The organism is Xanthomonas sp. 60 (genome assembly GCF_011761925.1).
This window is the reverse complement of record NZ_JAASQW010000003.1, coordinates 463,349-485,808: the sequence shown is the minus strand read 5'-3', so window position 1 is coordinate 485,808 and position 22,460 is coordinate 463,349. Positions and strand designations below refer to the sequence as shown.

Genomic DNA, 22,460 nt, shown 5'->3' with positions numbered 1-22,460 from the left:
ACCGCCACGGCACGGTGTAGCGCGTCCTCAGGCGGTCACGGTGGCTTTCAGTCGACGTGCGCGACGTGTTTCAAACTCGAGCGCCTCCTGTGCCTGCGTGCCCAGCGACCATTTTGCGGTGACCTGCTGCAGCGTGGTGCCCCGTGCAAGGTGCGTGGCACCGATCATCGCGACGATGCCATCTGACAGGTACGTCTGCCCCCAGGGCGTAAGGCCCAGCTGGTCCACCGTGCTCTGGAAGGACCGTGTGCCGCAGAACAGTTTCATTGCAACCGAATCCACAAGCCAGCGCTCCACGGCCTGGACGAGCCCGGGCGTCATCGACGTCGCCACATCCAGGTGACTGAGGGATTGCCGCCATGTCTTTCCCTGACGGATGCCTTGCAGGACCGGCTTCTGGAGCAGGCTGATGCGCTGCAGTGTCGCGGCAGGCAGGGGAGACGCATGGGTTCGCCGCAGGCGCAGTGCCAATGGCACGCGCGGACCATGGCCCTTGACCCTTCCGCGCCAGGCGGCAAGCCCGGCGTCACGGATGGCTTTCCCAGCCTGCCGGAGTTTCCACGCGCTGATGCAGCTGTCGTAGGCCTTTTCTTCGAGCGCTGTGACCCCCAGCAGCCGCCTGCCATGAAAGGTTTCAAGGCTCCATGCCGCAGCGATGTCCTCTGGCGAGCGGCCCCGGGCCAGCTCCGCCTCGCCCAGTTCGCAGACAATCAGCTCTTCCAGCACCCTGACCCCTTCCAATCTGAGTCCCAGGCGCGCTTTCACAAGACAGGCATCGTGCGTTTGCCGGAAGTAATCCAGGCCCACTTCGTGGACCAGCCACCGTTCCAGCACGTGCCCTCCCCTCAGGAACAGATCCCTGACGCCCAGTACAGCGAGGGTTTCTTCCCACCCCAGGCCTGCCTTTGCGCCCTGGAGGAGGGCCTCGCTGACCACGGCAACCTGCTTCACCATGACTTCGTGGGGGTCTCTGCCCTGCAGGGCTGCGATCTGTTCCCGCAGCGGCCTGGTCTCCCGCGCATTCTTCATCGCTTCCAGATGCGTGGCCACCGTACTCTGCACCCGCCCCAGGTTGGCGTGCAGGTACTGCAGGAATTCGCTGAACGTAGGCTGGTTGCTGACGGTCCGGGGGACCGGGCCATCGTTTCCGCAGGGTGGTCGATCTGAGCGCTGCGACATATCGAACGGCCGCCCGCACGCAGGCGGAACTGAGTTTGCAAGCATTGCGGCGTGTACTCCAGGCATGTCAGTTCGACTGTAGCAGCCGATGAAAACGTCGCCTTCCAGTTTCCGCTCGACAAAAAAAAAGGACGCAGCCCTTCGGCTGCGTCCCACGTGAACCCGCGACCGGGAGAGAGGTCGGCGCGGGTTTACTTGACCTCGAACTCCTGCGCCGTGCCAGCCGCCTTGCCATCGACCATCACTTCGGCGCGATACTTTCCGGCGGGCCAGCCATTGGCATTGCGGAAGGTGATGTTGGTGGTCTCAGCGCCGCTGGTGTTCAGGGTAGCGGTTTCTTCACCGGCCACCTGACCGTCCTGGAAGGTCAGCTTCGCGCCGACGTTGGCGTTGGTGGCCGTACCATCGGTCCGGACCGAGACGATGATTTCATCCTTCGGCGAGAACATCGCCGTGGTGGCAACGGACTTGTCGGCTGCCGCCGTTTTGCCCACGGTGACCGAGGACACATTCACCGCGTTGGCGGTGGCCGAATCGGTCATCGGCGGCGGTGCACCGGTCATCGGTGCCGGTGCGCCGGCAGCCGGTGCGGTGGTGGTGTCAGCGGCCTTGTTGGCCGTGCTGTCCACGGTGTCTTCGTTCTTCTTGCAGCCGACCAGTGCGACGCTGCCGAGCAGTGCGACGAGCAGGCCATTGCGGATCGTGTGGGTACGGGTCATCGGTTGTCCTCCAAGGTGGAACAAATAGGTAAATGCGCGGGCCCGGGGCGGGTTGCCCAAGGCACGCTGCTCAGTTCTTCGGCAGCTTCAGGACCTGCCCAGGCTGGATCTTGTCAGGATCGTCGAGAATGTCCCGATTGGCCTCGAAGATCCTGTTCCAGGCGTTGGCGTCGCCCAGGTGCTGCTTTGCGATCTTGGACAGCGAATCGCCCTTCTCGACGGTGTAGGTCGCCTCGACCACATCCGCCGTGCTGTCCACGGAGGACGACACGCCAGAAAAATCGGCCTTCGGAGCCTTGTCTGCCGTCGTATCAACGCTGCTGCTCACGCCGGAAAAATCGGCCTTCTTCTCGGTACTCATCCACACACTCCCGTCTGCATGACTACGTGGCATGCAACGTCTCACACAGGTTGTTAAACGGGGATGGTTTTGGCGTGAAGCCGCAACGGCCTTCCCCGGCGCGGCTCAGGGCGTTTACTGCCGCAGCTCACGGTAAGGCGGGGCCGGCGCCGGGATGGCCGGGCTGGCACGCCACGGATTGATGTCCAGCCCCCCACGGCGCGTGTACCGCGCCTCGACTTCGAGCCACTCCGGGCTGCAGTGCTGGCTCACCTCGCTGAAGATGCGCTCCACGCACTGTTCGTGGAACTCGGCATGTTCGCGGTAGCTCACCAGGTAGCGCAGCAGGCCGGCACGGTCGATGCGGGGCCCCCGATAGCGCACGCTCACCGTTGCCCAATCGGGCTGGCCGGTGACCGGGCAGTTGGATTTCAACAGGGCCGAGACCAGCGTCTCTTCCACGACCTCATCCATCGCGGCCTGCAGGAAGGCCGCGTGGGGCGGGCCGTAGCAGTCGATGTCCAGCTCCAGCCCGTCGATGCTTTCCCCGGCAGGTTCCGCGCGCATCGGCGGCAGGCCGAAGACCACCGCCACGGGGGCGCCGGCGCAGCCCGAAAGATCGCGGGCGATGCAGCTACGCAGGTCTTCATCGGACTCGAAGCGGGCGCTGTTGAGCGAGTTCAGGTAAAGCTTGAAGGACTTGGATTCGATCAGGTTGGGCGACGTGCAGGGCACCTGCACCGTTGCCACCGCGGCATGCGGTTTGCCGCGGCCATCGAGCCAGCCGAGTTCGAAGGCATGCCAGCGGTCATGGCCGATGAAAGGGAGGGCGGTCTCGTCGATACCGATGTCCGCCCGGGCGGCGCGGCGTGGGATGGGAAACAGCAGGCCGGGATCGTACTGCGACGGGTAGGCGACCTCGCGGCCGAGGCTGGAGTCCTGGGGGGTGTTGTTCATGGGCGGCATTGTACCGGCGAACGGCGCAGCCCCTCGTGGTGGGCGCGGTGCGTGCATGGTGGGTTGGCCGTGTGGGAGGCATTCGTGGGGGACGGCAAGAACCGCTCCTGCGGGCCTCGCTTCGCGCCATCCATGGCGCTCAACGCCCCCACGAATGCCTCCCACACGGCCCCGGACAGTATCCGGGCGCGCCCACCACGGAAAGAAAAAATCAAAAGCAGAATCAAATGTAGATTCGGGCCAGGCCGGACCGCACTGCTTGATGCCACCCACTGCCACTGGGTGCCCGGTCGAGCCCGGCACGTCCTTGGCGGCCGGGATGTATCGAAGGTGGGGTGGGGTGGGTTGCCGGGGGCGTTGAGCGCCATGGAGGGCGCGAAGCGAGGCCCGCAGGAGCGGCTTTTGCCGTCGCCCGGCACCCCACCCCGCCCCTCCTCCGGCCACCAACCGCCCGGGCTGCCGCTCTGGCTCTGGCTCTGGCTCCGGCGGGGCGCCGGGGCGCAGCCCCCGGCCGACCACCCCCCTCAGCCCGCGCCGTGGAGATAATCCAGGCTCACCTGCAGCAGCGCCCTCAGGCCCACGTCCAGCGCCTTCTCATCCAGCAGGAACTTCGGCGAATGGTTCGCTGGCGCCTTCGTCGGATCGATCCCCTCTGCCGTCGCCCCCACGAAGAAGAACATCGCCGGCACCTGCTGCGCGAACAGCGAGAAGTCCTCCGCACCCATCTGCAGCGGCGGCTCATACACATTGTCCTGGCCCACCACCGCCTGCAGGCTCGGCAGCATCCGCGCCGTCAGCGCAGGATCGTTCACTGTCGCCGGATTGCCCTCGGCCTCGTAGATCTCCGTCATCGCCGTCGCCCCGTGCGCGGCCGCCGTATGCTCGGCCACGTTGCGCAGGTCCGCGAAGATCTGCTGGCGCATGCCCTCGTCGAAGGTGCGGATGGTGCCCACCATCTCCACCTCGTCGGGAATGATGTTGTAGCGGATGCCACCGTTGATCGCCCCGAACGTCACCACCGCCGGCTGCTGCGAAAGATTGGTGCGACGGCTCACGATGGACTGCGCCGTGCCGATCAGATCGGCCGTGGCCACGATCGGGTCCACCCCGTTCCAGGGGGCCGAGCCGTGCGTCTGCCGGCCGATCACCTTGATCCCGAACCGGTCCGAGGCCGCCATCAACGGCCCCCCACGCACCGCGATCCTGCCCGCCTGCACGCTGGAGAACACATGCAGGCCAAAGATCGCCTCGGGTTTGAAATCGGCGAACACGCCTTCCTTCAACATCAGCGCTGCCCCACCCTCCTCCGGTGGCGGTGCGCCTTCCTCGGACGGCTGGAAGATCAGCATCACCTGTCCGGGCAGGTCCTTCTTCATCGCCACCAGTGCCTGCGCAACGCCCAGCAAGGTGGCGGTGTGCGCGTCATGCCCGCAGGCATGCATCACACCCACGTTCTGCCCGCGGTAGGTGCTGGTGGCCCTGGAAGCGAACGGCAGGCCGGTCTGCTCGGTCACCGGCAGCGCGTCCATGTCCGCGCGCAGGGCGATCTTCGGGCCCGGCCGGCCGCCTTCGATGATCGCCACCACGCCGTGGTGAGCGATGCCGGTCTGCGGCTTCAGACCCATGGCGCGCAGGCGCTCGGCCACCTTGGCCGAGGTCCGTTCTTCGCGGTTGGACAGCTCCGGGTGCTGGTGGAAGTCGCGTCGCCACTCGACCACCTGCGCCTGCAGGCGCTGTGCGGCGGCCGTTACGTCCGGGCGCTCGGCGGGCTGCGCATGCGCGGCCAGCGGCAGGGCCAGCAGAAGGGCGGTGGACAGCAGGGCACGACGGGGCATGGAGGACTCCAGGAAGGGGGCACGTCCCGAATGTAGGGCAAGCGGCGGGCCACGGAAACCGCAGCGGTCCCCGCACCCTCCCATTTGTCATGCAGGCAGCGGCACGGAGCGCGGGTATGCTTGGCACCTTGCCAACCGGGCAGTGACCCGGCCAAGCCCCCCAGGAGTGAACCGAATGTCGCGTTTGTGGAAGATCGTGCTGCTGGTGGTGGCAGTGCTGGTGATCGTGGTCGTGGGCCTGCGCGTGATGGGCGGCGAGAAGGGCAAGGACGGCGCCGCCCCCGGCGAGCGCGGGCAGCCTGCCGATGCCGGACCGGTGCCGGTCACCGTGGTGGACGCCGTGCGCCAGGACGTACCGGTGTACGCCAGCGCCCTCGGCACGGTCAGCGCGATGAACACCGTCACCGTCAGCCCCCAGATCGGTGGCCAGCTGATGAGCATCGATTTCCGCGAAGGCCAGGAAGTGAAGCAGGGCGACGTGCTGGCGCGGATCGACCCGCGTACCGCGCAGGCCAGCTATGACGAAGCGGCGGCGGCCAAGCGCCAGAACCAGGCCCAGCTGGCGACCGCACGATCCAACTTCCAGCGTTCCAACTCGCCCCAGTACCAGCAGTTCGTCGCCAGGACCGAGCTGGAGACACTGCGCAACCAGGTGGCGCAGTACGAGAGTGCCGTCGCCGCCAACGACGCGTCCATGCGTGCTGCGCAGGTGCAGCTGCAGTACACGAAGGTGACCGCGCCGATTTCCGGCGTGGCCGGGATCCGGGCGGTCGACGCTGGCAACGTGGTCAGCGCCGGTACTGCCCTGGTCACATTAACCCAGGTCCAGCCGATCCACGTGGTGTTCAACCTGCCGGAGCGCCAGCTCGCCGAGGTCCGTACGGCGCAGCAGGCGGGCGCGGTGCAGATCGCCGCGCTGGACCGCACCGACGCCCACGTGCTCAGTGCGGACGGCGCTTTGGACGTGGTGGACAACGTGATCAGCAGCGACAGCGGCACCTTCCGCGCGCGCGCGCTGTTCCCCAACGCGGACAAGAGCCTGTGGCCGGGCCAGTTCGTCAACGTGCGGCTGCAGCTGCGCACCATCGGCGGTGGCATCGTGATCCCGACGCAGGCGGTGATGCGCGGCCCGGACGGCGAGTACGTGTATGTGGTGCAGCAGGACAGCACGGTGAAAATGCAGACCGTGCGCAGCGGCGTGGAGGTCGGCGACAGCGCCGTGCAGGTGACCGAAGGCCTGCAGGGCGGTGAGCGCGTGGTCAGTGAAGGCCAGTTCCGCCTCAAGCCCGGCAGCAAGGTCACCGCGCTGAAGCCCGGCCAGACCCCGGCGCCGCCGACCGAAGCCGAGTTGAAGGCCGCGCAGCAGGGTGGCACCCGCCGCCCGGGCGGCGGCGGACCGCGCTGAGCCACGCCCCCCCGTGATCATCGACGCCGGCCCTGCGCCGGCGTCGCCATTGAAGTTCCAGCAAGGATCTGCCCGTGGGTTTCTCGACGATCTTCATCCGCCGCCCGATCGCCACCTCGCTGCTGATGGCCGGCCTGCTGCTGCTCGGCATTCTCGGTTACCGCCAGCTGCCGGTCTCGGCCCTGCCGGAAATCGATGCGCCCAGCCTGGTGGTGACCACGCAGTATCCCGGGGCGAACGCGACCACGATGGCCTCGCTGGTGACCACCCCGCTGGAGCGCCAGTTCGGGCAGATCTCCGGGCTGGAACTGATGACCTCCGATTCGTCGGCGGGCCTGTCCACGATCATCCTGCAGTTCTCGATGGAACGGGACATCGACATCGCCGCGCAGGACGTGCAGGCGGCGATCCGGCAGGCCACCCTGCCCTCGTCGCTGCCGTACCAGCCGGTCTACAACCGCGTGAATCCGGCCGACGCGGCCATCGTCACCCTCAAGCTCACCTCAGACACGCGCCCGCTGCGCGAGGTCAACAACTACGCCGACTCCATCCTCGCCCAGCGCCTGTCGCAAGTGCAGGGCGTGGGCCTGGTGTCGATCGCCGGCAATGTGCGCCCGGCCGTGCGCATCCAGGTCAATCCCGCGCAGCTGTCGAACATGGGGCTTACCCTGGAAGACCTGCGCAGCGCCCTGACCCAGGCCAATGTCAGTGCGCCCAAGGGCTCACTCAACGGCAGGACGCAGTCCTACAGCATCGGCACCAACGACCAGCTGACCAGCGCCGCCGAATACCGCGACACCATCATCAGCTACCGCAACAACGCGCCGGTGCGGCTGTCCGACGTGGCCAGCGTGGTCGATGGCGTGGAGAACGACCAGCTCGCCGCCTGGGCCGATGGCAAGCCGGCCGTGCTGCTGGAAGTGCGCCGCCAGCCCGGCGCCAACATCGTGCAGACGGTCGAGCGCGTACGTGCGCTGCTGCCGCAGCTGCAGGGCGTGCTGCCCGCCGACGTGCACCTGGAGATCTTCTCCGACCGTACCGAAACCATCCGTGCCTCGGTGCACGAAGTGCAGTTCACGCTGATCCTCACCATCGGCCTGGTGGTGGCGGTGATTTTCCTGTTCCTGCGGCGCCTGTGGGCGACCATCATTCCGTCCGTCGCGGTGCCGCTGTCGCTGGCCGGCACATTCGCGGTGATGGCCTTCGCCGGCATGTCACTGGACAACCTCTCGCTGATGGCCCTGGTGGTGGCTACCGGCTTCGTGGTCGACGATGCGATCGTGATGATCGAGAACATCGTGCGTTACATCGAGCAGGGCAAGAGTGGCAAGGAGGCGGCGGAGATCGGTGCGCGCCAGATCGGCTTCACCGTGCTCTCGCTGACCGTTTCCCTGGTGGCGGTGTTCCTGCCGCTGCTGCTGATGCCGGGCGTCACCGGGCGATTGTTCCATGAGTTCGCCTGGGTGCTGAGTATTGCGGTCACGCTCTCGATGCTGATCTCGCTGACGCTGACGCCGATGATGTGCGCCTACCTGCTCAAGCCGGATGAGCTGCCCGAGGGCGATGATGCGCATGAGCGTGCAGCGGCCGCCGGCAAGCAGAACCTGTGGTCGCGCACGGTCGGCCTGTACGAACGCAGCCTGGACTGGGTGCTGGCGCACCAGCCGCTGACCGTGGCCGTCGCCGGCGCGGCGCTGGTGCTGACCGTGGTGCTGTACATCCTGATACCCAAGGGCCTGCTGCCCGACCAGGACACCGGGCTGATCACCGCCGTGGTCCAGGCCGACCAGAACGTGGCGTTCCCGCAGATGGAGCAGCGCACCAAGGCGGTGGCCGAGGCGCTGCGCCAGGATCCGGCGGTGACCGGGGTTTCGGCGTTCATCGGTGCCGGCAGCATGAATCCCACGCTCAACCAGGGCCAGCTTTCGATCGTCCTGAAAGAACGCGGGGAGCGCGATGGGCTGGATGTGATCCTGCCGCGGCTGCAGGCGGCGGTGGCGGCCATCCCCGGCGTCGCGCTGTACCTCAAGCCGGTGCAGGACGTCACCCTGGACACGCGCGTGGCGGCGACCGAATACCAGTTCGTGCTGTCCGACGTGGATGCCACCGAAGTCGGCGACCATGCCACGCGCATGACCGAAGCGCTGCGCAAGCGTCCCGAGCTGGCCGACGTGGACAACAACCTGTCCAACCAGGGCCGCGCGCTCGAGCTCACCATCGACCGTGACAAGGCCAGCGTGCTGGGCGTCCCGATGCAGACCATCGACGACACGCTCTACGATGCGTTCGGCCAGCGCCAGATCTCCACCATCTTCACCGAATTGAACCAGTACCGCGTGGTGCTGGAAGTGGCGCCGGCGTTCCGCACCAGCACCGCGCTGATGGAACAACTGGCGGTCGCGTCCAACGGCACCGGCGCACTGACCGGCACCAACGCCACCAGCTTCGGCCAGGTGACCTCGTCCAACTCGTCCACGGCCACCGGTATCGGCGCGCAGAACACCGGCATCACCGTCGGTGCCGGCGGCATCATTCCGCTGTCCGCGCTGGCCGAAGCGAAGGTTGCCAGCACCCCGCTGGTGGTCAGCCACCAGCAGCAGCTGCCGGCGGTGACGATCTCCTTCAACGTGGCCAGCGGCTATTCGCTGTCCGAGGCGGTGCGCGCGATCCAGCAGACCCAGGAGGAACTCAAGCTGCCCTCGCAGGTGCATGCGCAGTTCATCGGCAAGGCCGCCGAGTTCACCGGCAGCCAGACCGACGTGGTGTGGTTGCTGCTGGCCTCGCTGGTAGTGATCTACATCGTGCTGGGCGTGCTGTACGAAAGCTACATCCACCCCATCACGATCATCTCCACCCTGCCGCCGGCCGGGGTCGGCGCGTTGCTGGCGCTGATGCTCAGCGGGCTGAGCCTGTCGGTGGATGGCATCGTGGGCATCGTGCTGCTGATCGGCATCGTCAAGAAGAACAGCATCATGATGGTGGACTTCGCCATCGAGGCGCGCCGCACCGGCGCCAATGCGCACGAAGCGATCCGTCGCGCCTGCCTGCTGCGCTTCCGACCGATCATGATGACCACCGCGGCGGCGATGCTCGGTGCGCTGCCCCTGGCGCTCGGCACCGGCATCGGCTCGGAACTGCGCCGTCCACTGGGCATCGCGATCGTCGGCGGCCTGCTGCTTTCACAGCTGGTCACGCTGTACACCACGCCGGTGATCTACCTGTACATGGAGCGCTTCTCCGAGCGCCTGGCGCGCCGCCGCGAGCAGCGCGCGCTCAGCCGCGACGGGCACCCGGCCCCGGCCCGGGAGCCGCAGGCGTGAGCATCGCAATCCTGCGTGGAGCGCTTCCGGCATGAGCCTGTCCGGCCCCTTCATCCGCCGCCCGATCGGTACCGCGCTGCTGGCCATCGGCCTGTTCATCGTCGGCCTGATCTGCTACCTGAAACTGGGTGTCTCGGCGCTGCCGAACATCCAGATTCCGGTGATCTTCGTGCACGCCAACCAGGCCGGTGCCGATGCCACCACGATGGCCTCCACGGTCACCGCCCCACTGGAGCGCCACCTGGGCCAGCTGCCGGGCATCGACCGCATGCGCTCGTCCAGCTCCGAAGGCAGCTCGCTGGTCTTCATGATCTTCCAGAGCGACCGTGACATCGATTCGGCCGCGCTCGACGTGCAGACGGCGATCAACTCCGCGCAGGCAGACCTGCCCGCCGGACTCGGCTCGCCGATGTTCTCCAAGGCCAACCCCAACGACGATCCGGTGATCGCGATCGCGCTGACGTCTGAAACGCAGTCGGCGGACGATCTCTACAACGTCGCCGACTCGCTGCTGGCGCAGCGCATCCGGCAGATCGGCGGGGTGTCCTCGGTGGATATCGCCGGCGCCTCCACCCCGGCGGTGCGGGTGGACGTGAACCTGCGGCTGATGAACGCCCTCGGCCTGACCGCCGACGATCTGCGCAACGCCGTGCGCGCGGCCAACGTGACCTCGCCCACCGGCTTCCTGACCGACGGCAACAGCACCACCGCCATCATCGCCAACGATGCGGTTGCCAAGGCCGCCGACTTCGCCAACCTGGTCATCAAGACCGAGGCGGACGGGCGCATCATCCGCCTGCAGGACATCGCCAACGTCTACGACGGCCAGCAGGACGCCTACCAGGCCGCATGGTTCAACCACAAGCCTGCGGTGGTGATGTATGTGTTCACCCGGGCGGGGGCGAACATCGTGGAGACCGTGGACCGGGTCAAGGCGCAGATCCCCACGCTGCGCGGTTACCTGCAGCCCGGCACCACGATGACGCCGTATTTCGACCGCACACCGACCATCCGCGGCTCGCTGCATGAAGTGCAGATCACCCTGCTGATCGCCCTGGCGATGGTGGTGCTGACCATGGCGCTGTTCCTGCGCCGGCTGGCCCCCACGCTGATCGCAGCGGTCACGGTGCCGCTGTCACTGGCCGGCGCGGCGCTGGTGATGTACGCCCTCGGCTTCACCCTCAACAACCTGAGCCTGCTGGCGCTGGTGATCGCGATCGGTTTCGTCGTCGACGATGCGATCGTGGTGATCGAGAACATCATGCGCCACCTCGACGAGGGCATGCCGCGGCTGCAGGCCGCCTTCACCGGCGCGCGGGAGATCGGCTTCACCATCGTCTCGATCACCGCCTCGCTGGTGGCGGTGTTCATTCCGCTGCTGTTCGCCAAGGGCATCATGGGCGCGTTCTTCCGCGAGTTCACCGTGACCCTGGTGGCGGCGATCGTGGTATCGATGATCATCTCGCTCACGCTCACCCCGGCCCTGTGCAGCCGCTTCCTCAGCCCGCATGCGGACGCGGGCGGACCGACGCGCTTCGGGCGCTGGCTCGATGCCGGGCATGACCGGATGCTGCGCATCTACGTGAAGCTGCTCGACTTCTCGCTGCGGCACGCGCTGCTGCTGTCACTGACGCCGCTGGTGCTGATCGGGGTGACGATCTTCCTGTTCGGCGCGGTCAAGAAAGGGGCATTCCCGCCGCAGGACACCGGGCTGATCTGGGGCCGTGCGAACTCCAGTGCCACGGTGTCCTTCGAGGACATGGTCAACCGGCAGCGTCGCATCACCGACATGCTGATGGCCGACCCGGCGGTGAAGACCGTCGGCGTGCGCCTGGGCAGCGGCCGCCAGGGCTCAAGCGCACAGTTCAACGTGGAGCTCAAGGCGCGCAGCGACGGCCGCCGCGAGACCACCGCGCAGGCGCTGGCGCGCCTGAGTGCCAAGGCCGACCGCTATCCCGATCTGCAGCTGCGGCTGCGCGCCATCCAGGACCTGCCCAGCAACGATGGCGGCGGTGCCAGCCAGGGTGCGCAGTACCGCGTCTCGCTGCAGGGCAACGATCTGGCCGCCCTGCAGGAATGGCTGCCCAGGCTCCAGGCCGCGCTGAAGAAGAATCCAAAGCTGGCCGACGTCGGCACCGATGTGGACAGTGCCGGGCTGCGGCAGAACATCGTGATCGACCGGGCCAAGGCGGCGCGCCTGGGCGTCTCCGTGGGCGCCATCGATGGTGCGCTGTACGGCGCCTTCGGCCAGCGGCAGATCTCGACCATCTATTCGGACATCAACCAGTACAGCGTGGTGGTCAACGCGCTGCCGGAACAGACCGCCACGCCGGGTGCGCTGGACGAGGTGTATGTCCGCGCGGGCAATGGCGAGATGATCCCGCTCACCGCGGTGGCCGAGCAGGTGCCGGGGCTGGCGCCTTCGCAGATCACGCATGAAAACCAGTACACCACGATGGAGCTCAGCTACAACCTGGCGCCGGGCACCAGCATGGGCGAGGCCAAGGAAATCATCGCGCGCACGGTGGACGGCATGCGCATGCCGGGCGACATCCGGCTCGCCGAGGATGGCGGGTTCGGCTTCGATTCGGACCCGATGGAAATGCTGGTGCTGGTGCTGGCCGCGATCATGACCGTGTACCTGGTGCTGGGCATCCTCTACGAGAGCCTGATCCATCCGGTGACCATCCTCTCCACGCTGCCGGCGGCCGGCGTCGGCGCGCTGCTGGCCCTGTACGGCACGAACACCGAGCTGTCGGTGATTTCGATGATCGCGCTGGTGCTGCTGATCGGCATCGTCAAGAAGAACGCGATCATGATGATCGACTTCGCCGTGGTGGCCAGGCGCGAGCACGGCCGCAGCGCGCTGGAGGCTGCGCGCGAGGCGAGCATCGTGCGCTTCCGACCGATCATGATGACCAGCATGGTGGCGATCCTGGCCGCCGTGCCGCTGGCCATCGGCATCGGCGAGGGCTCGGAGCTGCGCCGGCCGCTGGGCATCGCGATGATCGGTGGCCTGCTGTTCTCGCAGAGCCTGACCCTGCTCAGTACCCCGGCGCTGTACGTGATCTTCTCCTGCCTCTCCGATCGCTGGCGCAACCGCCACCAGCGGCGGCTGGAGAAGAAGCAGCGCAGGCTGCTGCGGCGGACCGCCGGCCGCTGAGCCGGCAGGTGCCCCTTTTCACGCAGGGGCCGTGATAATGGGCGCTGCTTCCGCTCTCGAGTCCGCATGCCCGCCCCGGAATCCCGTCTGAGCCGCCTGTGGGCGCATGAGAAGGCCAGTTATGGCCTGCGGGTGTTCATCGCCCTGGCCACGGCGATGGCGGTGTGCTGGCATTTCCAGGCGCTGCCGGCCCTGCCGGGCGTGTTCCTCGGCATCATCGCCAGCGCCATTGCCGAGACCGATGACAACGCCTGGGGCCGCACCAAGGCCGTGGTGCTGTCGCTGCTGTGCTTCTGCATTGCCGCCGCCGCCGTGGTGTGGCTGTTCCCGTGGCCCTGGCTGTTCATCGCGGCGCTGGCGCTTTCGACCTTCGGCCTGACCCTGCTCGGCGGCCTTGGCGAACGCTATGCCTCCATCGCCCAGGCTACGGTCACCCTGGCCATCTACACGATGATCGGCCTGGAACAGCATGGTGCGCGTGACCTGCCGGCGGCGATCGCGGCGGTCAGCCATCTGCTGGCCGGTGCGGCCTGGTACGGCCTGCTCTCGATCCTGTGGACGGCGCTGTTCGCCAACCGTCCCGTGCGCGAGCGGGTGGCCCGCCTGTACGTGGAGCTGGGCCGCTATCTGCAGCTCAAGGCCGCGCTGTTCGAACCGGTCCGCGAAGCCGACCTGCAACGGCGCCAGCTCGCGCTGGCCGAGCAGAACCGGCGCGTGGTGGAAGCACTGAACATCGCCAAGACCGCGATCCTCGCCCGTTTCGGCCGCTCCGGCCGGCCGGCGGTGAACTCCGGCCTGTACCTGCGGCTGTACTACACCGCGCAGGATTTCCATGAGCGTGCCAGCTCCTCGCACTACCCCTACGGCGAGCTGGTGGAAGCCTTCTTCCACAGCGACGTGCTGTACCGCTGCCAGCGCCTGCTGGATCTGCAGGGACAGGCCTGCGCCCGGCTCGGCGAGGCCATCCGCGTGCGCAGCGCGTTCGTGTATGGCGACGGCAACCAGCAGGCCGCGCGCGATCTGGCCGACTCCCTGGCCTTCCTGCGCGCCCAGCAGCGCCCGCAGTGGCGCAGGCTGCTGGCCTCGCTGGACCTGCTCGTCCACAACCTGCAGAGCATTGGACGGCGCCTGCTCGATGCCGAGAAATCCGACGCCACGCTGGACAACGTCGATACCCGCCTGCGCGACAACGATCCGCACACGCTGCGCGAGATGTTCGTGCGCGTGCGCCAGCAGCTGAGCACCGGGTCGGTGCTGTTCCGCCACGGGCTGCGCATGGCCATCGCCCTTGTGGTGGGTTTTGCGGCCATTTCCCTGTTCGAATTCCAGAACGGTTCGTGGGTGCTGCTCACCATCGTGTTCGTATGCCGCCCCAGTTTCGGGGCCACCCGCCAGCGCCTGGCCCAGCGCATCACCGGTACGCTGGCGGGCCTGCTGCTGACGTGGGCGCTGCTGCAGCTGTTCCAGGACCTGCATTCGCAGCTGCTGATCGCCCTGCTCTCGGCGCTGCTGTTCTTCTTCACCCGCACCGACCGCTACCTGGTGGCCTCCGGTGCGATCACGGTGATGGCGCTGACCTGCTTCAACCTGATCGGCGATGGATTCGTGCTCATCGTGCCGCGCATGGTGGACACCCTGCTGGGCTGCGCGATCGCCGCCGCGGCAGCCTTCCTGATCCTGCCCGAATGGCAGGGTCGGCAGCTGCACAAGGTCCTCGCGCGGGTGCTGGCCTCCGCAGCGCGCTACCTGGAGGCCGTGCTGGGGCAGTACCGCAGCGGCATGCGCGATGACCTGGCGTACCGCATCGCACGGCGTGACATGCACAACGCCGACGCCGCGCTCTCCACGGCGCTCTCCAACATGCTGCGCGAGCCCGGCCACGTGCGCCGCAACCTGGATGCCGGCTTCCGTTTCCTGGCCTTGTCCAACACCCTGCTCGGCCATCTTTCGGCATTGGGCGCCCACCGCGACCAGGTGGACAGCTTCGCGCAGGATCCGCTGGCGCTCCAGGCCGGCGAACGGGTCCGGCACGCGCTTGACCAGCTCGCCGGCACGCTCGATCAGCGTAGTCCGGTAACCGAGGAGGACAAGGAGGCCGACCGTGCGATGGCCGAGCAGCTGGAGCAGTTCGATGAAACGATGCCGCCGAAGCTGCAGTTGATCCGCACACAGATGGCCCTGGCACTGCGGCTGCTGCCCAGGCTGCGCGCCGCGGCAAACGAGGCGTTGAAGCCGGCCGACCGCTGAGCCCGCATCCCCGGCGCCGGAGCCCACCGGAGCCCATGCTAGGCTGCGCCGGACCCAAGGAGTTCCCATGTCCGGCCACAGTCAGTTCGCCCTGCTCCGCCAGCGCCGTTTCCTGCCGTTCTTCATCGTGCAGGCACTTGGCGCCTTCAATGACAACGTCTACCGCCAGGCCATCATCGGCCTGCTGTTCTACCTCGGCGTGTCCGACGACGAACGTTCGCTGTACACCACGCTGGCACCGGCCATCTTCATCCTGCCCTACTTCCTGTTTTCCGCCCTGGCTGGCCAGATCGCGGACAAACTGGAGAAATCCCGGCTCATCGTGATCACCACCACCATGGAGATCGTGATCATGTCACTGGCCGCCGTCGGCTTCCTCACCGAGAGCCTGCCGGTGCTGCTCGTCGCCTTGTTCTGCACGGGCCTGCAATCGACCCTGTTCGGCCCGGTGAAGTATTCGGTGCTGCCGTCGGTGTTGAAGCCCGAAGAGCTCACCGGTGGCAACGGACTGGTGGAGATGGGCACGGCCATGTCCATCCTCAGCGGCATGATCGCCGGCGGGCTGATCTTCACGCTCGCCGCCGCGCAGGGCCCGGTGGTCGCGGCCACGGCGGTGATCGCGCTGGCCGTGTGCGGCAATCTCGTGGCGCGCATGATCCCGAAGGTCGATGCCGGCGCGCCCGACCTGAAGATCAACTGGAATCCGCTGCCCGAATCACTCGCCGTGCTGCGCATGGCACGCGAGCAGCTGGCAGTGCGCAATGCCATCCTGGGCGTGTCCTGGTTCTGGTTCGTCGGCACCGTCCTGACCTCGCAGCTGCCCAGCTACGCCATCATCAACCTCGGCGGCGAACCCACGCTGTACCTGTTCGTGCTCGCGCTGTTCTCCATCGGCACCGGCGCCGGCTCGATGCTGTGCGAGAAACTCTCCGGGCGCACCGTGGAAATCGGCCTGGTGCCGCTCGGTGCGTTCGGCATGACCGCGTTCCTGCTCGACCTGTATTTCGCCCGGGCCGGAGTCGCCACTGCCCGGGAACTGGGCATCGCGCAGTTCGTCCAACAGCCGGGCAGCACGCGCATCATCATCGACCTGCTCGGCATCGGCCTGTTCACCGGCTTCTTCGTCGTGCCCCTGTTCGCGCTCATCCAGAGCCGCACGCCGAAAGCCCGGATGTCACGCGTGTTCGCCGCGCTGAACATCCAGAACTCCGGCTTCATCGTCGCTGCGGCCGGGGTGGGGCTGGCCGCCCACGCGGCGGGCATGACCATTCCGCAGCTGTTCCTCGCCCTGGCCATCGCCAACGCCGTGGTGGCGATCTACATCTTCACGATCGTGCCCGAGTTCCTGATGCGCTTCCTCAGCTGGCTGATGGTGCGAACGCTCTACCGGCTGCGGCCGCAGGGCATCGAGGCGCACGTGCCGGATGAAAGCCCCGCCCTGCTGGTCTGCAACCACGTCAGCTACATGGATGCGCTGATCCTTTCGGCCAGCATCCCGCGGCCGGTCCGCTTCGTCATGTACTACCGGATCTTCAACATTCCGGTGATGAGCTGGATCTTCCGCACGGCCAAGGCCATCCCTATCGCCGGCGCGAAGGAGGACCCGGCGTTGATGCAGCGCGCGTTCGACGAGGTGGACGCTGCTCTCGCGGACGGCCAGCTGGTGTGCATTTTCCCGGAAGGCGCACTGACCCGCGATGGCAGCATGGCCGCCTTCAAGAGCGGCGTGGAGAAGATCCTGGAGCGGCGCCCGGTACCCGTGGTGCCGCTGGCTCTGCGGGGCATGTGGGCCAGCATGTGGAGCCGGCGCGATACGCGCCTGGGCCGCATGCGCGTGCCGCGCCGGTTCCGCGCCGGGGTGGAGGTGGTGGCCGCCGCGCCGGTGGCAGGCAGCACCGTCACCGCCAAGTCCCTGGAGCAGCAGGTGCGCGATCTGCGGGGCGACCAGGCCTGAGGCGCGAGGCAGGCGTCGGCACCAGGCATGCCGACTGCGCCATTGATGGACGCAAGCGGCGCGCCTTGCCATGATGACGCCGCTTTCTCTCTCTGAATGGACGCCCACATGAGCACCACCGCCCCACTTCCGCCCGCCTCTGGAACCGTTCCCAACCACCTGGTGTGGTCGATCATCGTCACCATCCTGGCGTTCTTCGTCTGCTGCATGTCATGCGTCAGCTTCGCCGGCATCATCACCGGCATCGTGGCGATCGTGTTCGGCACCAAGGTCAACACCCTGCTGAGCCAGGGCGATCTGGAAGGCGCGCGCCGCGCATCCAGAAACGCCAGGACCTGGGCATGGGTCACCACCGGCCTGCTGATCCTGGGCATCGTGGTGTTCGTGGTCTCGCTGGCCACCCTCGGCGTGGACGGCTACATGCAGCAGATGGAACAGTTCCAGCAGCAGATCGAAGCCAACCGCTGATGTCCGTGGCCCACCTCCCGCGATGGGCGTGGGCCCTGCTTCCTCCGGCGGCCGTGGCCGTCGGAGGCGGCGTCTGGCTGCTGCGCACGTTTGATCCCAACAGCAGCGACAGTCCGTTTCCCGCCTGCCCGTTCCATGCGTTGACCGGTTTCTACTGCGTCGGCTGCGGCATCACCCGCTGCCTGCACGCACTCGTGCACGCCGACCTGTCCACCGCGCTGGCGATGAATCCGCTGGTGGTGGGCCTGCTGGCCGTCCTGCCGCTGCTGGCCACGTGGGCCCTCGGCTGGCGTCCGCGTGCAGTGGCGCCAATGGTTGCGCTGCTGCAGCGCCCCGCCTTCTGGCTGACCCTTCTGCCGGTGTTCTGGGTCGGTCGCAACCTGCCCTGGCCGCCCTTCGCCTGGCTGGCCCCGGGCTGAGCCGTCGCAGGGCTCAGGTGGCCCAGCCACCGATCACCAGCAGCGCCAGGACCGCCAACCACAGCAGCAGCATCCGCCAGACCAGGCTCATCGCATCGCGCAGCTCGGGCAGGCGCTGCCACACCGGCAGCAACCCGGCCTCGGTGTAGTCCTGCGCTTCGTCGCGCAGCTCGGCGCTCACGCTGGCACGCGCGACCGCACCCAGGAACGCGATGCCGGCCATCCAGCGCTCACCGTGCGCATGCCGCCACGCTTTCCACGCCGTATCGAAATTGCCAACCAGCGCCATTGCCAGCGCCATCAGCTGGGCCACTGGCCACTCCACCCAGACCAGCACGCGCTGCGCCGCCTGCAGGGGGTCGGAGGGCACCAGCGAGCGCATCGGGCTTGCGGCCATCAGCGCCAGCAGCCGATAGCCCAGCGCACCCGCCGGGCCCAGCAGCAGGAACCAGAACAGCACCGCGAACCAGCGCCGCAGCGCGTTGAGCACAGTCGCCTCGACCAGCGACGGTACATCCTCGCGCAGGCTGCCGCCGGCGGCCTGCAGGTGCATCAGCGCGACCTGGCGCGCTGCAGGATCCTCGGCATCGATGACCGCTTCCACGTCCCGGTCCAGGTCGCGCGGGCCCCAGCACCACGCCAGCACCGCCACGCCCAGCAGCAACGAGGGCAGGCCAAGCAGCGTGTCATGCAGGGCCATCGCCAGCACGCCCATCAGCAGCATCCCCGGCAGCACCGCCAAGGCCACGCCGAGCGGACTGCGCCACGCCGCACCGCCCCGCGCGTCCAGCCATGCCAGCCAGCGCCGGAAGCCGGCAAAACGGCGTACCGATGCCGCAAACGCGGGCGCGACATGGCCCAGGGCCAAGGCGATCAGCACGGCAACCAGGGTAGTGAACATCAGCGGAGCTCCTGGCGGGAGGACAGTAGCGGCGTCATGCGTGCATCGGCTTCACCGTGCATCAGTGCGGCTGCCGGCGGTACCAGTGTTCGATGAGGCTGCGTGAAATGGAGACCGGCGGCGACAGGCGGATGCCTTCCCCGTCATCGTGGACATCACGTGCCAGTGCGGCGCCCACCTCGTCCACGCTGAACCAGCGGGCATCTTCCAGCTCGCCATCCACGCACGGCTCACCGTCTTCGGCCTGGGCGCTGAAACCGATCATCAGCGCGCCCGGGAACGGCCACGGCTGCGTGCCGAGGTACTGGCAGGCCGTCACGCGCACCTGGGCTTCTTCGTACACCTCGCGCACCAGCGTCTGCTCCAGCGACTCGCCAGGCTCCACGAAGCCGGCCAGCACCGAGTAGCGGCGCGGCGCCCAGCTCGATTGCCGGCCGAGCAACAGCCGGCCGCGGTTTTCCACCGCCACGATGATCGCCGGGTCCACGCGCGGGAAATGTTCGGTCGCACACTGCTGGCAGCGGCCCACGAAGCCGGCGCGCTCGAAGCTCACCGCCCCGCCACAAACGCCGCAGAAACGGTTGCGCGAGTGCCAGTACGACATGCCACGCGCGTAAGCGAACGCCGTGGCCTCGCGCACCGGCCAGACCAGCGCAGCCTGCCGCAGGTCGATGCGCTTGGGCGCGCTCACCGGGACCGTGGTGGCCTCCACGGAAAACCAGGCCTGCTCACCGCGCAGGCCCAGGAAGATGGCCGCGCCAGGGCCACCGCCCAGCTCGGCCCCGTGCAATGCGATGGGCTGGTCGTCATCGTCGGTGAAGGCGGTACCGTCCTGTGCCAGCACCAGAATGCGGGCCGCAGGCCAGAGACGGGCGAGCGCGTCGGCATCGCGGCGCAGCAGATCGGCGCGCTCGAGCGGTTCACCGACGAAGGCGTAACCGGACAGCGGCAGGGAAAGAGTCGACATGGCGCAAGCCTGCCCGCATCCGCCGGGGCTGGCAAGTCACCGCGCGTGGCGTGCGCCACCCGCGGCGACCGGATCACATGCTGAAACTGCTGCCACAGCCGCAGGTGGTCTTCGCGTTCGGATTGCGGATCACGAACTGCGCACCGGTGAGGCTCTCGGTGTAATCCACCTCGGCGCCCATCAGGTACTGCAGGCTGAGCGGATCCACCAGCAGCGTGACCCCGTTGGTCGCCACGGCCAGATCATCCTCCGCACGGTTCTCATCGAACTCGAAGCCATACTGGAAGCCGGAGCAGCCGCCGCCTTCGATATAGACACGCAGCGCCAGGTCGGCGTTGCCCTCATCCTGGATCAGCTCCTTCACCTTCGCCGCGGCGGCGGCAGTGAAGTTCAGCGGACGGTCCAGGGACTGGTAATCCGGGGCAGCCGCAGGGGCGCCGGGCAGGGAAACGAGCGTAGTCATGGCTTCAGCATGGGGCCCGCGTCGTGCGCTTTCAACCCATCGCCTCGGCGAGCTTGCGGCGTGCGGCCGTGCTCGGCTTGCCATCGTTCTCCAGCATCGCCAGGCCGTCATGGCCGACGCCCGTCTCGCGGCTGGCGTCGGGCGACGGCAGCGCGGCCATCGGACTGCTGGCATGGATCAGGCGGCCATTCAACTGCGCACCGGCGCTCATCTCCACCACCTGGTAGTGCACGTTGCCGTTCACGCGGGCACTGGCCGCCAGTTCGACGCGTTCGCTGGCATGCACGTCCCCTTCCATCCGGCCACTGATCACCACCACCTGGGCACTGACCTCACCCTCGATGACCCCGTTCTCGGCCAGGGTCAGGGTGGCCCCGCCGGCGCCCTCCTGTGCGATCACCCGGCCAAGGATGCGGCCCTCGACATAGAGCCCGCCGCTGAACTCCACATCGCCGCGGATGACGACCTGGTTGCCGATCAGGGCATCGACGACCAGTTGCCCGTCGCGGCTGGATTTGCTGCTGCCAAACATGTGCGTTACTCCCCGTTGGTGGCCGGTGCGCCGGCCTGTTTCCAGTCGAATACCTGCGTGGCCCCCCCGGTGCCACTGCCCAATGTCACTTTCACCCGTTGCGGGGTGAATCCAGCCGGCAGCATCACGCTGCCGCTGAGCTGCTGGAAATAACGGAACGAATATTCCTGCCCGGGCACCTTGGTGCGCTGGTGCAGTTCGTCCCAGCTTACCGTCGCGAGCTTGCCGCCTTTCACCCCTTCCACGGTGAAGCGCATCTGCCCCTGGCTGATCGCGCCGCGGTTGAGGTTCTGGGTCAGCACCACGGCGTAGCGCCAGGTGCCGGCGACTTCCTGCGAAAACTCGATGGAGTGGGCGTTGAGCCCCTTGCGCTGGCTGGTGGCGCCTACCAGGCGCTCATAGAAGGCCACGTCAGCGCGCAGTGCGGCGATCTCCTCATCGCGTTCGCTGAGCGAGGCCTGCACTTCAGTGTTCGCGGCGCGGCTGATGCGATCGGAGGCTTCCAGCGTCGCCTGGCGCTGGCGCACTTCCAGCAGCTGCTGCTGCGCCGTGGCCGCCAGTTTCTCCGCCTCGGCCAGCTGGCGCCCGACGTCGCCGGCCGGCCGTGACAGCCAGGCACCCAGCAGTGCCGCCAGCACCAGGGTCACCAGCCAGGCCACCACGAGCACGATCAGGCCGCGCCGGTCGGGCGCACGCGAGGGGTGCCCGGGAAGGCGGATCTGCACGCGCTGGGGCGGACGGCTGTTCATGTCAGGGCTCCGGGGCAGCCAACTGCTGCGTCTGCTCGAATTCAACGCTGCCCATTGTAAATCACGACAGCCTCACGCCCCTGAACGTGACCCGGACCTGGCAGAAAGCGCGCAGCGGGAAAGACGGACACTGGCACCGCGGGCGGTGGCGTTGCGTCGCAGCTTGTCCGATAGTGAGCGCCTGCACCCGTCCCGCTGCCGCTTTCCCGGATTTTTCCATGACCGAAGCCCACCTGTTCGTCATCGGCATCCTGCTCGCGTGGCTGGCAGGCATCCGCGTCTACCTCACGGTCTTCGGTGTCGGCCTGGCCGGGCTGCTGGGTTGGGTCGAGCTGCCGCCGGCCTTGCAGGCCACCGAATCCTGGTGGGTGCTGGGCACCTCGGCAGTGCTGGCCGTGGCGGAGTTCTTCGCTGACAAGATTCCCGGCGTGGATTCGGCCTGGGACCTGCTGCAGACACTGGCCCGTGTTCCCGCCGGCGCCTTCCTCGCCGCCGCTACGCTGTCCCCGGAGGGTGACCTGGGCACCGGCACGCTGCTGGCCGGCGCCGGTGTGGCCCTGGCCAGTCATGGACTCAAAGCGGGTACGCGGGCACTGCTCAACACCTCGCCGGAGCCTGCCAGCAACTGGGCGGCCTCAGTGGCCGAAGACACCGTGGTGGTGGGCGGCCTGGCGCTGGCGCTGGCCCATCCCTGGCTCGCCCTGGGGCTCGTGCTGGGCTGCAGCCTCGCCGGGGCGGTCATCGTCGGGCTGGTCTGGCGGACGCTCTGGAAGGGCGCGCGCTGGCTCGCCGGCGGCAGCGGCACGCGGCGCCGTGCGTCGCGGCCGGACCCTGCCGCATAA

At 67.8% G+C, this 22,460-nt stretch carries 18 protein-coding genes; 8 read left to right on the top strand and 10 right to left on the bottom strand.

All coding sequences use genetic code 11. The features are described 5' to 3' along the window. Window positions 1-27: 27 nt before the first annotated feature. The 5 genes from FHY09_RS09135 to FHY09_RS09115 all read right to left on the bottom strand — a co-directional run bounded on the left by FHY09_RS09135 (window position 28) and on the right by FHY09_RS09115 (window position 5,030). Complete coding sequence (locus tag FHY09_RS09135; protein WP_166926336.1) at window positions 28-1,050, bottom strand: hypothetical protein; 1,023 nt, start codon at window positions 1,048-1,050, stop codon at window positions 28-30. A gap of 320 nt (window positions 1,051-1,370) precedes the next feature. Continuing rightward, window positions 1,371-1,898 (bottom strand): hypothetical protein, encoded by a 528-nt coding sequence (locus FHY09_RS09130; RefSeq protein WP_166926334.1) that lies wholly within the window; start codon window positions 1,896-1,898, stop codon window positions 1,371-1,373. 70 nt (window positions 1,899-1,968) lie between these two features. Next, a complete protein-coding gene (locus FHY09_RS09125; protein WP_166926332.1) occupies window positions 1,969-2,259 on the bottom strand; it encodes a LysM peptidoglycan-binding domain-containing protein in 291 nt (96 codons plus the stop codon). Window positions 2,260-2,373: 114 nt separating this feature from the next. Next, the gene (gene queF, locus FHY09_RS09120) at window positions 2,374-3,204 is read right to left on the bottom strand and encodes an NADPH-dependent 7-cyano-7-deazaguanine reductase QueF (protein ID WP_166926330.1); all 831 of its coding nucleotides are present in this window, start codon (window positions 3,202-3,204) and stop codon (window positions 2,374-2,376) included. 515 nt (window positions 3,205-3,719) lie between these two features. Further along, window positions 3,720-5,030, bottom strand: a complete 1,311-nt coding sequence (locus FHY09_RS09115) for an amidohydrolase (RefSeq protein ID WP_166926328.1) — start codon at window positions 5,028-5,030, stop codon at window positions 3,720-3,722. 175 nt (window positions 5,031-5,205) lie between these two features. Here FHY09_RS09115 and FHY09_RS09110 point away from each other — a divergent pair, with 175 nt between their 5' ends. From FHY09_RS09110 to FHY09_RS09080, 7 genes are all read left to right on the top strand, one after another. Next, window positions 5,206-6,435 carry an efflux RND transporter periplasmic adaptor subunit gene (locus FHY09_RS09110; protein WP_166926326.1) on the top strand — a complete coding sequence of 410 codons (1,230 nt, stop codon included), beginning with the start codon at window positions 5,206-5,208 and terminating at the stop codon, window positions 6,433-6,435. A gap of 74 nt (window positions 6,436-6,509) precedes the next feature. Next, complete coding sequence (locus tag FHY09_RS09105; RefSeq protein ID WP_166926324.1) at window positions 6,510-9,755, top strand: efflux RND transporter permease subunit; 3,246 nt, start codon at window positions 6,510-6,512, stop codon at window positions 9,753-9,755. A 31-nt stretch (window positions 9,756-9,786) separates the two neighbouring features. After that, window positions 9,787-12,918, top strand: a complete 3,132-nt coding sequence (locus tag FHY09_RS09100) for an efflux RND transporter permease subunit (protein ID WP_166926321.1) — start codon at window positions 9,787-9,789, stop codon at window positions 12,916-12,918. A 66-nt stretch (window positions 12,919-12,984) separates the two neighbouring features. Further along, a complete protein-coding gene (gene yccS / locus FHY09_RS09095) occupies window positions 12,985-15,165 on the top strand; it encodes a YccS family putative transporter (protein ID WP_166926319.1) in 2,181 nt (726 codons plus the stop codon). Window positions 15,166-15,232: 67 nt separating this feature from the next. Then, window positions 15,233-17,119: an MFS transporter gene (locus tag FHY09_RS09090; protein ID WP_166926317.1), complete on the top strand. Its 1,887-nt coding sequence runs from the start codon at window positions 15,233-15,235 to the stop codon at window positions 17,117-17,119. Window positions 17,120-17,227: 108 nt separating this feature from the next. Continuing rightward, window positions 17,228-17,587, top strand: a complete 360-nt coding sequence (locus tag FHY09_RS09085; RefSeq protein ID WP_166926315.1) for a CD225/dispanin family protein — start codon at window positions 17,228-17,230, stop codon at window positions 17,585-17,587. Then, window positions 17,587-18,006 (top strand): DUF2752 domain-containing protein, encoded by a 420-nt coding sequence (locus FHY09_RS09080; RefSeq protein ID WP_166926313.1) that lies wholly within the window; start codon window positions 17,587-17,589, stop codon window positions 18,004-18,006. Before FHY09_RS09085 ends, FHY09_RS09080 begins: the two co-directional genes overlap by 1 nt. 13 nt (window positions 18,007-18,019) lie before the next feature. Here FHY09_RS09080 and ampE read toward each other — a convergent pair whose 3' ends face one another. The 5 genes from ampE to FHY09_RS09055 form a co-directional block, all read right to left on the bottom strand. Next, the gene (gene ampE, locus FHY09_RS09075) at window positions 18,020-18,907 is read right to left on the bottom strand and encodes a regulatory signaling modulator protein AmpE (RefSeq protein WP_166926311.1); all 888 of its coding nucleotides are present in this window, start codon (window positions 18,905-18,907) and stop codon (window positions 18,020-18,022) included. Between the two features lie 61 nt (window positions 18,908-18,968). After that, window positions 18,969-19,874, bottom strand: coding sequence for an NAD(+) diphosphatase (nudC, locus tag FHY09_RS09070; protein WP_166926309.1), 906 nt, complete (start codon window positions 19,872-19,874; stop codon window positions 18,969-18,971). Window positions 19,875-19,947: 73 nt separating this feature from the next. Beyond that, on the bottom strand, window positions 19,948-20,337 hold the full coding sequence (gene erpA, locus FHY09_RS09065) for an iron-sulfur cluster insertion protein ErpA (RefSeq protein ID WP_166926307.1): 390 nt from the start codon (window positions 20,335-20,337) through the stop codon (window positions 19,948-19,950). A 31-nt stretch (window positions 20,338-20,368) separates the two neighbouring features. Then, a complete protein-coding gene (locus tag FHY09_RS09060; RefSeq protein WP_166926305.1) occupies window positions 20,369-20,869 on the bottom strand; it encodes a polymer-forming cytoskeletal protein in 501 nt (166 codons plus the stop codon). Window positions 20,870-20,874: 5 nt separating this feature from the next. Next, window positions 20,875-21,618 carry a DUF6776 family protein gene (locus tag FHY09_RS09055; protein WP_166926303.1) on the bottom strand — a complete coding sequence of 248 codons (744 nt, stop codon included), beginning with the start codon at window positions 21,616-21,618 and terminating at the stop codon, window positions 20,875-20,877. Window positions 21,619-21,836: 218 nt separating this feature from the next. Here FHY09_RS09055 and FHY09_RS09050 point away from each other — a divergent pair, with 218 nt between their 5' ends. Continuing rightward, on the top strand, window positions 21,837-22,460 hold the full coding sequence (locus FHY09_RS09050; RefSeq protein ID WP_166926301.1) for a DUF4126 domain-containing protein: 624 nt from the start codon (window positions 21,837-21,839) through the stop codon (window positions 22,458-22,460).